This window comes from Enterococcus sp. DIV2449a (assembly GCF_051711225.1).
Classification (GTDB): domain Bacteria; phylum Bacillota; class Bacilli; order Lactobacillales; family Enterococcaceae; genus Enterococcus_D; species Enterococcus_D casseliflavus.
Map to the genome: position 1 here is coordinate 328469 of NZ_JBIOME010000001.1, position 13006 is coordinate 341474.

6 protein-coding genes are annotated in these 13006 nt (G+C 46.1%); all 6 read left to right on the plus strand.

The features are described 5' to 3' along the window. The first annotated feature begins 2 nt into the window (after positions 1-2). The 6 genes from IGI76_RS01615 (at position 3) to IGI76_RS01640 (ending at position 12963) form a co-directional block, all read left to right on the plus strand. Positions 3-2153, plus strand: a complete 2151-nt coding sequence (locus IGI76_RS01615; protein WP_010748654.1) for a glycoside hydrolase family 3 N-terminal domain-containing protein — start codon at positions 3-5, stop codon at positions 2151-2153. Between the two features lie 15 nt (positions 2154-2168). After that, on the plus strand, positions 2169-5459 hold the full coding sequence (locus IGI76_RS01620) for a GH36-type glycosyl hydrolase domain-containing protein (RefSeq protein WP_010748655.1): 3291 nt from the start codon (positions 2169-2171) through the stop codon (positions 5457-5459). A gap of 13 nt (positions 5460-5472) precedes the next feature. Continuing rightward, a complete protein-coding gene (locus IGI76_RS01625) occupies positions 5473-6432 on the plus strand; it encodes a LacI family DNA-binding transcriptional regulator (RefSeq protein WP_010748656.1) in 960 nt (319 codons plus the stop codon). A 633-nt stretch (positions 6433-7065) separates the two neighbouring features. Further along, the gene (locus IGI76_RS01630; RefSeq protein WP_249850442.1) at positions 7066-11934 is read left to right on the plus strand and encodes a hypothetical protein; all 4869 of its coding nucleotides are present in this window, start codon (positions 7066-7068) and stop codon (positions 11932-11934) included. Positions 11935-11948: 14 nt separating this feature from the next. Beyond that, the gene (locus IGI76_RS01635) at positions 11949-12317 is read left to right on the plus strand and encodes an LPXTG cell wall anchor domain-containing protein (protein ID WP_010748658.1); all 369 of its coding nucleotides are present in this window, start codon (positions 11949-11951) and stop codon (positions 12315-12317) included. Next, complete coding sequence (locus tag IGI76_RS01640) at positions 12250-12963, plus strand: WxL domain-containing protein (protein ID WP_016609549.1); 714 nt, start codon at positions 12250-12252, stop codon at positions 12961-12963. The genes IGI76_RS01635 and IGI76_RS01640 overlap by 68 nt, the downstream gene beginning before the upstream one ends. Positions 12964-13006 lie beyond the last annotated feature (43 nt).

Genomic DNA, 13006 nt, shown 5'->3' on the forward strand with positions numbered 1-13006 from the left:
AAATGGAACAGCAGAAATTAACCGAACTACTTTCAGAAATGACCTTAGATGAAAAAATCGATCAGTTGCTGCAACTGGCAGCGGCTTTTTATTCAGATAAAGCAGAAGAGAAAACAGGTCCGATGGGCGACTTAGGACTGACACAAGAAAACATCAACAATGCGGGAACAACGCTAGGTGTTTCTGGTGCAAAAGAAGCGATCCGCGTCCAAAAAGAGTATATCGCCAATAACCGCTTGAATATCCCGACGATATTGATGGCGGACATCATTCACGGCTTTCGGACGATTTTCCCGATTCCATTAGGATTAGGTAGTTCATGGGATTTGGCAGCAGCGGAGAAAATGGCGGAAGTATCTGCCAAAGAAGCAGCTGTTTCTGGCTTGCATGTGACCTTTTCACCGATGGTGGACTTAGTAAGAGACCCACGCTGGGGCCGTGTCATGGAATCGACGGGGGAAGATCCTTACTTGAACAGTCGCTTCGCTGAAGCCTTCGTCAAAGGCTATCAAGGGGATGATCTGCGAACGGATTTCAACCGCGTGGCTGCTTGCGTCAAACATTTTGCGGCTTACGGTGCGGCTATCGGTGGTCGCGATTACAACACGGTCAATATGTCAGAACGCCAACTGCGAGAAAGTTATTTGCCAGGCTATAAAGCAGCCCTTGATGCTGGTGCCAAGCTGGTGATGACCTCCTTTAATACGGTAGACGGCATTCCAGCAACGGCCAATCGCTGGCTTTTCCGCGATGTTTTGCGAGAAGAATTCGGGTTTGAAGGCGTTGTGATCTCTGACTGGGCAGCAATCAAAGAAGTGATCGCTCATGGCGCAGCGGAGGATGAAAAACATGCCGCTGAACTAGCCATCAAAGCTGGGGTCGATATCGAGATGATGACGACTTGCTACACCGATAACTTGAAAGAGTTGATCGCAGAAGGCACCGTTGAGGAAGCCTTAGTCGATGAAGCGGTGCTAAGAATCTTGACCTTAAAAAATGAGCTGGGGCTATTTGAAAATCCATACCGCGGCGCTGATGAAGCCGCTGAAGCAGCCACTGTTTTGTCTCAAGAACACCGAGAGATCGCCAGCGATATCGCAAAGAAATCAATGGTGTTGTTGAAAAATGAAGGTGTCCTGCCGTTGCAGAAAACCGAAAAAGTCGCAATCGTAGGCCCAGGTGCTCACTCCCGTGATCTATTAGGGGCTTGGTCTTGGCAAGGGAAACAAGAAGAAGTAGTGACTTTAGTGGAGGGTGCCCAAGCCTTGGGTGCGGATCTGTTGATCGGTCAAGAGCCCTTTGATTATTTTGCACCGTCTGAAGCGGCGATCCAAGAAGCGATCGAATTAGTGAAGGCAGCCGATAAAGTGGTCCTAGCACTAGGAGAGCAGGAATGGATGAGCGGTGAAGCTGCCAGCCGCAGCGACATTCGTTTGCCGCAAGCCCAATTATCCTTGGTTGAAACCTTAAAAGAATACAACGAGCAATTGATCGTAACACTTTATAACGGTCGTCCTCTTGATTTGCAAGGTGTGGATGCAGCCAAAGCGATCGTCGAGGCTTGGTTCCCTGGAACCGAAGGCGGAAACGCACTTGCTCAGATCCTGTGGGGAGAATACAATCCAAGCGGTCGCTTGAGCATGTCATTCCCAGAAACCGTTGGACAAGTTCCTGTGTATTACAACGTTGACAATACCGGTCGTCCTTATGAAAGTGCACCGGATGAAAAATATGTCTCGAAATATTTGGATGTCTCCATTTATGCCAAATATCCATTTGGGTTTGGCTTGAGTTATAGCCCAGTTGCGTATTCTGCGGTGACGTTGGATCAGCCGACTATGACCAAAGATCAAACGGTCACGGCTTCCATCACTGTTACGAACCAAGGAACAGCAGCGGTCTGGGAAACGGTCCAATGCTACATTCGCGATTTAGTTGGTGAAGTGGTTCGCCCAGTGAAAGAACTGAAAGGCTTTAAGAAAATTTGGCTAGAGGCTGGCGAATCAGCAACCGTTCAATTTGAGATCACGGAAGAACTGCTGCGCTATGTCCACAGCAACCAACAAGTAAGCAGTGATCCAGGGAAATTCCACATCATGATTGGTGGGAACAGCCGAGACACCCAACAAACAACCCTGCAATTAGTTAGGTAAGATAGGAAGGTTTCTATGACGAAAAAAATAGTGATGAATAACGCAAATACGACCGTGACGTTTTTACCAAACGGTGATTTATATGAGATCCAAAGTCACGGTGTGATGATCAATCAGTTGATCGGAAATGCGCTAGATGGTAGTTTGAATCAAATCTATCTACGTCTGCGTGAGGCGGGGGAGTTGTCCTTTATTCCCTTGATCGGTTCAAATGCTAACAGTGCCTTTGCCTACTCAGAAAAACAGCTGACTTGGACTGGGACGTACCAGTCCATCGATTACCAAGTTGATTTCCAATTGGCACAAGATTGCTGGTTCTGGCGGGTTCAATTGAGTGGTTCTGGGGAAGCGGAACTGGTTTACGGGCAAGACCTTGGCAATGCCGCCAAAGGTGCTGTTCAATCCAATGAAGCCTATGTTTCGCAATATATCGACCATCATGTTAGCCATGATAAGGATCGCATCGTGCTTTCCTCGCGCCAAAATCAACCACAAAATGGTCAATTTCCATTGGTGGAACAGGGCAGCTTCCAAGCCTTAAAAGGCTTCTCGACGGATGGCTATCAATTTTTCGGTCGCAGCTACAAAGAAAAGAATCAACCAGCTGCACTTAGCCAAGAAACGTTAGCCAATGAAGTGTATCAATACGAATTTGCCTATACGGCACTGCAAACGCAATGGTTGACGGTAAGTGAGACGCCTACGGAAATCGTTTTTTACGCAGCGGTCAAAGCCAATCAAGCGACGGCAGTCAATGAACCGCAGTTTGCGCTTGAAACGCTGAAAGAAACTTATCAAGCCTTGTCCTTTGACTCGTTGCAAGCAACGGCGCAGCCACGAAAAAACTTCGGTCGACCGCTCACAGGGCTGACATTTTCCACAGAAGAAATCAACGAGCGGTTCCCGCAGCAAGAAGCAGTGGAAATCGTTGATAAGCAGCTTTATTCCTTTTTTACCCCTGACTATCACCATGTCGTGTTGAAGGAAAAAGAAGCACAGATGGAACGCTCCCATGGGCATATTTTGATGAGCGGACAAGAGTTGATCGTCGATCACCCCATTTTGAGCACGACTGTTTACATGACGGGGATGTTTAACTCCCAAATCGTATTAGGCAATACGAACATGAATAAATTGTTGAGTAATAGCCGCAACTCATTGAATCTGTTCAAACGTTCTGGTCAGCGGATCTATCTGAAAGACGGCGATCAATGGCGGATTTTAACGATGCCATCTGCTTTTGAAATGGGCTTGAATTCGGCGACGTGGTACTACAAAACAGCGGATGATGTCATCCAAGTAACGACCTTCACGAAAGCAAACGGACGCACGATCGCAACCACCATCACCAGTGAAGCAGGACGTGCCTACACCTGGGCCATCACCAATCAATTTGTGATGGGGATCGATGAAGCCGCACCGACTGCTACTGTTACGCAAGACCAGCAATTGCTCACCATCAAAGGAACAGCGGATTCACCGATTGCGGAAACTTATCCAGAATTGACGTATTATCTCCATGCAGCTCAACCTTTTGAACTGACCGATGAAGCAATCTTCAATGTGGCCGCTGCTGATAGCACGACCGTATTGACCTTTGCAGAACAGGCGACGGTTTCCTTCGTGATCCAAGGCACACTGACTGGTGAACCCTTTGTTTCCGAAACGTTAGATCGCCAGCAAGAAGACACTGCCTATACGGCCTTTGTCGATGATTTGTTGAATCAGTTTGAATTGAAACATTCGCAGGCGGACGTTACATCCTTCAATCACTTGGCACGTTGGTACACCCACAATATGCTTGTTCATTACCTGTCTCCTCATGGTCTTGAACAGTACGGTGGTGCTGCTTGGGGGACTCGAGACGTTTCCCAAGGACCGACTGAGTATTTCTTAGCACTTAATCGTCCTGAAATGGTGGCGTCCATCATCGAGCATTTGTTTGAAAATCAATTTGCAGATGACGGCAACTGGCCACAATGGTTTATGTTTGATCGCTATGAGAAACAAAAAGCCGATGAGAGCCACGGAGATGTGATCGTCTGGCCGATGAAAGTCGTTAGTGACTATCTCGAAAAAACCAAAGATTTCGCGATTTTGGAAAAAGAACTGCCTTATACGGATCGCGCGACCTTCCTGAAAACCAAGACCAAAGCTTCATTGTTTGATCATTTGAAAAAAGAAGTGGCGTATATCGAAGCGAACTTCTTGGAAGGAACGTACCTGTCTTGTTATGGCGATGGCGATTGGGATGACACCTTGCAGCCAAATAACAGTAAGTTGAAGAAACAAATGGCCAGCAGCTGGACCGTTGCCTTGACCTATGAAGTATTGAAAAAATTAGCCAGCCAGTTGCAGGCATTTGACCCAGAGTATGCCAAACATTTAACAGAACTGTCTAAGGGCATCAAACACGACTTTGAAAAATACATGTTAGCTGATGGCACGTTGCCAGGATTTGTCTATATGGAAGATAGCGAGCACGTGGAACTGATGGTCCATCCGACTGACAAGAAAACTGGTATCCAATACCGCTTGCTGCCGATGCAACAAAGCATGATCGGTGAGCTGTTATCTCCCGAACAAGCCGATCATCATGTGGCGATCATCAAGGAGCATTTGCAATTTCCAGATGGGGTGCGCTTGATGAATCGTCCAGCGACTTATGCGGGTGGTGTCAGCACCAATTTCAAGCGTGCAGAACAAGCAGCCAACTTTGGACGAGAAATCGGTTTGCAGTACGTTCACGCCCACATCCGCTTTACCGAAGCGATGGCGAAATTAGGTCGAGAAGAAGAGACTTGGCAAGCGCTTGGGGTCATCAATCCGATCCAGATCGCTCAACGGGTCGAAAACGCGGAGATTCGTCAAGCAAATGCGTATTTCAGCAGTTCTGATGGCGATTTCAAAACAAGGGTTGAAGCCCAAGAAAATTTTGGTAAACTTAAGGAGGCAGCAGTCGGCGTCAAAGGCGGCTGGCGCATCTATTCTAGTGGACCGGGGATCTATATGAATCAGTTGATCAGCAATGTGTTAGGCATTCGTACCTTTGTTGATCACGTTGAACTTGATCCCGTCTTGCCAGCGGAGCTAGCAGGGTTGACACTGACGTATCGACTCTTTGATCGGCCGGTCGAAATCGTCTATCATTCGGCAAGTACGCCGAAAGTATTGATCAACGGGGAAGAAATGTCCACTGAGTTTGCGGAAAATCGCTACCGTCAAGGTGCGCTTGTCCTGAAGAAAGCAGCACTTTGCGCCAAATTAAACGAAAACCAAACCAATACGATCGATATTTATCGTTAAGAAAGGAGAAGCCATGGTAGGAATCAAAGATATTGCCCAAAAAGCGGGTGTCTCCATATCCACCGTTTCGTATGCATTGAATGGCAGTCCAAAAGTGACCGAGGAAACCCGCGCGCGGATTCAAGCGATCGCAAACGAATTGAACTATGTTCCGAACATGGCTGCTCGCACACTGAAACGCAGACAAACCAACATCATCGGTGTTTATCTCGCCGATTATGCCGGAAGTTTTTATGGGGAATTGCTAGATGGTATCAAGAAAGGGCTGGAACTTTTCGGCTATGAAATGATCGTCTGCAGCGGCAAGAAGTCACACTTGTTTATTCCTGAGCGGATGGTGGACGGTGCCATCATTTTGGATTGGACGTTTCCAGCAAAGGAAATCGAGCAATACGCCCAACGAGGGCATCAAATCGTCGTGTTAGACCGTGTCTTGTCTCATGAAAACATCCATCAAGTCTTGTTAGACAATAAAGGAGGGGCTGTGCTGGCGATCGATCGCTTGATCGCTGGACAAAGCCAAAAAGTCTTCCTCTTAGCAGGGCCAGAAAAAGGCTACGACAGTCGGGAGCGCTTGGAAGCCAGTACGAAAGAATTGACGCGCTTTGGTATTCCTTATGAAGTCATTCCTGGTGACTTCACGGAACCTTCTGGTTATCGAGCGGCAAAACAGCTCTTAGCAAATGATCCCCAGTTTCCCATTGATATCTTTGCCTTCAATGATGAGATGGCGATCGGGGTCTACAAATATGTCCGCGAGACCGACTATCGCATCGGAAAAGAGATCCGCATCATCGGGTTTGATAACACGGAATTAGGCGCTTTTGTGCAGCCGCGCTTAGCGACGATCTCCTATTCGAAACATCGATGGGGCATGGTGGCAGCTGAGAAAATCGTACAATCGATCCAAGGGGATCCAGTGGCGGACGAGCATATTTATACCACTTTTGTGGATGGCGGATCATTTATTTAATTGATCCATTAAAGGAAAAAGAGTTGAAAAAGCCTCAAACAGAGAACACTGTTTGAGGCTTTTTTTGCGTTATTTCAAAAATAACTTTACTTATTTTATCAAAATCAGTGATTTATAAAAAAATAATAATTTTTATTTTGTTATTTTATATGCAATGGAATTTTTAAATAACGTTTTTTATTCATTTTTGATTATAACATTATCATTATCTACAGTCAGAAGATAGGAAGCGTTCTTTTAACTTATTATTTTAGGTCGTTAGAAAAGAGTTTTGTGCCGCTGAATTTTGTCAAATATTCTAACTTTTTATTTATTTTTCTCATCTTAATTTAATTATGAGTGTTGATTTATCCCTCGTTTTTTGTATGATTTATGAAAGAGAAAAGCAGTTTTTTGAAAAGAATCGATGATTCATCCTGATAATTTGCGCTTTTTTTCAATCGATGAGTAACAGATAGCTCTAAGATGTGGAAGTTACAAAAATCGGAATTATGAAAAATCAATTATAATCATAATTTTGAATGGAAGAAAAAAAGAATTATAATTCTCTTTCGCCAACTCGCTAAACTAAGAGTTGTAACACAGGGCGTGCACTGCGCGATACGTTTATTTTTTTAAGATAGGAGGGATAAAGTGAAACGGTTTTTAACAACTTTACTTGTTTTTCTACTAACATCAGGTCCGTGTTTTTCATATGCAATGGTAGTGGCACAAGCCGAAAGTGTTACAAAAACAAGTGAAGAACAAAGTATGTCTTCTTCTGACCCTGTCGTTTCATCGATCGACAGTCTGGAAGAGACGAACGAAACTGAAGTGCAAGCATCTAGTGAACCTGCTTCGACAGATTCGTCTACAGGAGCCACTGACACAGCTTCATCTGAAACAGAAGCTTCATCGGAAGCTGCAGAAGAAGTACAGGTGACCTTTCTGACAGACACGGAGCATCTATTTGCTACCGGGGAAACCCGCACTCAGATCAGCAAAAACAAAGGGGAAGCACTAAAAGAAAGTGAGTTGCCAGTTTTCGAAGATGATACTGCTTTTGAAGGCTGGTCGTTAGATGGCACGGTCTATACAAGTCAAGCGTTGACCGAATTGATTCTCACGGAGAACCAAACCTTAACTGCTGTTTTTAAACCGACGGTTAAGGCAAGAGCGGCGGACATCTCGTTGGCAGAGCAATCGATCAAAGAGATCATTGCAGAAGCCGATAAAACGAAAGTGATCGCTGTACCAAGCCCAGCTGGAGATGGATCAGCATATGCGGAATACACCAATAGTGCTGAAGGCATTCGTCAAGCGTTGTTTGATATGTATCAAAACGGCAATGGCCAAGAATTTGCTTTGTATGTTGGCTCGGGTGGATCGTTATCACTGCCAACGAATCTGACTTCAAAGACGATTCCAGCCACAGTCGATAATACGAACATGACTTTTTATGCGCTGCAAGGAAAAGTCAGCCGCTTGATCATCACAGGGCATAGTGATGATCCCATCACAGATGCAACAACGTTGACCACTGGGAGTCGCACGGTTGCACTTGGCACGGACATTTACTTCGGTTCTCATGTAGTGATTCGAAACCTCAACTATAGTGGTACGAGGATGTACATGAATGGGTATAGCCTTTCATTGAACGGTGGGTCCACCGGGAATGGTCTTGCGATTTATGGGGGAAGCAACAATGGCGACCTTTCGGGAAACCCAACAATCACATTGAATGCGACAGGTTCAGGAACTTGGAATATTTATGGGGGGAATCAAAACGGTGGTACATTGACCGGGAATACAGCAATTGTCGTAAATAATACAGTAGGTAATATCAGTACGATCGCTGGAGGTGCCAATATTGGTACGATTGATGGGAATACCAGTGTCACGATCAATCGTTTAAATGGCACATTAGGCAGTTATTATGGCGGTGGTCTTGGAACAAACGCTTCCAATACAGCCAATGTGACAGGCAATGTTGAAACGACGATTCAAACCACCAATGCAAGCTTCCGTTTAAGTACTTTTGCTGGTGGCGTTCAATATGGCAACATCAATGGAACGATCCGCAGTACGATCTCGGGTGCAGGCGGTTGGTCAGGGATATCCAATCGGTTTGTAGGCGGTTCATTTTATGGCAACATCGGCTCTGACCGTTCTAAGGATGCCATCGTGACCAACCTTGATGCCAGCAGCTATTCCACTGGACGGAGTGAATTTGAAGGTGGCAATCGGAATACTGGTACCATCACAGGAAACATCGTCAACACCGTGAAAGCCGGACCGAGTGCCAGCGTCGGCGGAATTGGTGATTTTAACGGCGGTGGGGGAAACAACGTTAGTACCTTGACTCAAAGTTCAATGGGGGCTTCGAATACGACGACGTATGACAATTATACTCCGGAACAACGAGCAGCACTGGCAGAAGCAGCGGCAAGTTTTAAAGTTTATGGCGATATCACTTCTCATCTAGTCAGCGGTTCCTTTTCAAACGGTGCGATTTATTCGACGGCAGCTGGTCGAGGCGGCTATGTTGAGGGAAATACGACGATTGAAGTTGGTACGATCACTTCGGATGGTAGTCCTGGGGGAGATGGGATTGCTTACACAGGATCCAGACCGACAAATCTAGATTACTCAACGAGCAATAAAACGAGAGGCTATTCATCTGGATGGGATATCGTTGGTGGCGGCGGTTATCCAGGAACAGCTTGGGATATCTATATTAAAGGGAATACCAAAACGATCTTGAATAACACGGTTGCTCGCTGGACCTACGGTGGTTCCTTCTCAGGTGTCATTGAGGGAAATTCTTCCAATACTTTGAACTCTGGGATCGTCGATACGCTAGAAGGAACAGGCTATACTGGACGCCGTGTTTACGGAGATGGACGAACGACCGTAAATAATGGGCAAGTAGACTGGTTTTTATCTGGTGGCGGCTGGGATGACTTATTAGTGACCGGCAATGTCGCAGTAACGGTTTATGATGGGGTGATCAATGCCTCACTCGGTGCCTCTTATGGTGTCGCTTCTTCCCACACCATTAACGGAAACTCAGATAATCGAGTGTTTGGCGGAAACTTCTCAGGTACTCCGCGTACAGGGTCTAATGGTTTTTCAGGCGGTGTTACGAACAATGGACGGTTATTAGGAAATGCCAGTTTGACATTGGATTTGAGAAATTACGATGGTGAGTTTGCCCTTCCTTCTGGAACGAACATCTCAGGCGGAAATCCGTTTAACAGTACGAATATCGTTGGGACCGACAGCTCCAATACGATTACATTGAACATATACACAAAGCCGGGGTCAGATGCACTGAATGGGGCGACGATCTATGGTGATGGCGGACGGACTGCTAGCAATACGAGAAGCGGCAAAATTTATATGAATATCCAGGCGGAAGGATCAAGTATCGGGAATTTATACACCACGTATTATTCCAATATTTCTTCCAGTCAAATTTTAAGAGATGTCGAGATGCGACTTCAAGGAGCCAAAAGTATCAATGGGATCTCAGGCGGAAACGCGTCAGATAATTTTACGAACACGATCGTAGCCAACAGCAGTAATCAAGTGAAGATGAACTTTGGTGAAAATGTCGATGGGACAGCTTCTTATCAAACTGATCCAATCGCTGTGACGGGTCTGGGGATCGTCAACTTTACCGAATTGAATGTGACAAACGGTATCAAGCTGATGGCCAATGGGGGAGACATCAAAAATGGCCGTTCAGCGACTGCTGCCAATCACGCAACGACCTATCATCAGTTCGGTGACATCCATCTTTCCAAAGATGCTGGTATCGGGATTACTTCCGCAACGAATTTGATTTCAGGGGCGAAGTTAACGGTAGAAGACAAAGGGACGATCGAGTCGCCGCCGGGAACGGGACGAATCAATCTGTCAGATTTCGCCACACCAGATACGGACAAAGATCACTTAATGTGGCTGAAAACGACGACCAATGATGCAGGTTCTCGAGTCAACAGTCAAGGAACGTGGTTTGGGGCGGTTAGTGCCTATCAAGTACTGACCATAAATCCAACTGCTGCTAATGCTGCAGCGATCACGCCAATCAATTTCAGTGGGATCGAAAAAGCGACTGGGAAAACCTTCATTGGGGACAACGATGTCACCAATGCAGCCAATGGGTACGGTATTGCGATACCAGGTTCGATCATTAACTACGAAGTCGAAACACCGGGAGTCGCGAATGGGATCGGTGCCATTAGTCACGATGTAACGGCAGTCAAAGAGAACAATACGCCGCTGACCTTGCAAGCATGGGGAACTGAGCAGGCGGGGACGCAGGTGCAAAAAGGGCGTTTATTGATTCCCTACACGGTAACGGAATTGCCAACATTGACGTTCACACCAGAAACCCAAACGTCCGGTTCATGGGTCTATGGGGGTCAAATCAAATCCAGCAAGCTGGATAGCACGGATCAGCAGTTGACGGAACAACCAGATTCAGAACCAGTTGATTGGACGAGTCCTGATGGGGAATATAGTTACGATATCAGCGTCCGCTACTCAAATAAGGCGGAAGTCCAAGCACGCAATGTGATCCTTACAGAGCAAGAGGCACAATCGCTGACCAAAGAACAAGCTGTGACTTATCTCGAAGCTAGTGGGCGTCCTTTCTTTAAGGATACACTGACAGATGAGGTCTTAGCTGCGATTCAAGAACCGTTAGAAACAGCGGTCTATCGCAAACAAGCGATCACTTTTTCCGTAGGGGAAAACGATCAGAATCAGGCAGAAACTACCGTGAATCTGGTGGTGGTCAAAAATGAAAGTGTCATTTCTGCTGATCGGCAATTTGCCGTCTATGCAAAAGATGTCCGTTTGACCTTACCAGAAGCAACGGCACTGACAGATGAAGCCGCTTTGGCAGACTATACCCAAGCAACCACGATTTTTGCAGATAATCGGGCAAATGTACCACCGACTGTCGATCCGCAAGCTTTTGCCGTGATCCAGCAAGCAACGGAAGCTGAGCTGTTGAAAAATGTGTCAACGGCTTACCATTATGAAGCAGGCAGTCAACGGGCAGAAAAAGTCGTCAATGTCGCAGTTGCCGGCGAGCTTATTTTAAGCAGTGTGCCAACAGACTTTGATTTTGGGCAGCAGAAAGTTGCCACAGAAACACAAGATTATTGGCCAACGATCACAGGCGAGCTAGCAGTGAAAGATACGAGAGGGTCCGAACGGAGTCCATGGCGCTTGACGGTCAAAGAGCAACAGCCATTAACGGATGGGACAGATCAATTAACCGATGTCTTCCGCTTTGTGACAAACGGTCAAGAACAGATGATAACCAGTGGGGAAATGATCATCGAGGAAACGGAATTGACAGAAAATGGCACATACGTCGTGAACCAGCACTGGGGCGAAAGTCAGAATGAAGGAATCAAGCTTACCGTTCCAGTCGAACAGCAAAAAGTCGGGGACTATCAAGGAACCTTGAGCTGGCAGCTAGTTTCGGCACCTGGCAACCCATAAAGGCAGGAAAATAAATGAAAAAAATCATGATCGGTATTATTGCTGGCTGTCTATTAATGTTTCCTCAGCTCGTTTCAGCAGCCGAAGCAGGTGCCTATGACAGCAATGGCATTACTTCCTTTTTCGGTGTCTATGAAGAACCAGTTGAGGAGCCAGAAGAGCCCGTAAAAGAACAGCCAGGGAATAAACAAGTAAATCAAAAAGGCAACAACATTCTGCCGGCAACAGGGTCGGATCACTTTAATAGCTATCAAAGCAGTGGTCTTGTCGTTTTGTTGGCAGCAGGAATCATTTTAATCAAAAGGAGAACAAAAAATGAAAAAACTTTTCTTGACGGCAGGCATTCTATTGATGAGCACTGCTCTGTTACCAACAACCGTTAATGCCGCTGAATACACCTCAAATGGAGCAATCACTTTTGAAGCGGACCCGAATCCAACCAATCCAGTTGATCCGACCGATCCAGAAAAACCAGTGGATCCCGTCGATCCAACCGATCCAGATGGACCAAACCCTGGAACAGCTGGACCATTATCGATCGATTTTGCTTCAAGTTTTCAATTTGGCAACCAACTGATCACTTCCGAAACAAAAGATTATTACGCACAGCTGCAAGAGTTCACAGCTGGCGCTGCTGGACCAAACTATGTGCAAGTAACAGATAAACGAGGAACGCAAGAAGGCTGGTCATTGAGCGTTGTGCAAAACGGACAATTCAAAACGGCTGATGACGAAGAACTAGTCGGGGCTTCATTATCGATCGCCTCAGGTGCAGCAACTTCGGTCACCGATATGCAGTATGCACCAACGGTTACGGCAAGTCATACCTTTGTACCCGATAGTGAAATCACATTGGTCAACGCACCTGTCGGAAAAGGAATGGGCACTTGGATCTACAAGTTTGGGAACGATGCAACGGAAGGGTCAACGGCAGTAAAATTAAATGTACCAGGCAGTTCCGTAAAATTAGCCAAAGAGTATCGGACGACATTGACTTGGAATTTAAAGAATGTCCCTGAAAGCAATTAAAATCACTGATTTTCAGTAAAACAGATAAAGGAGTGTCAAATAG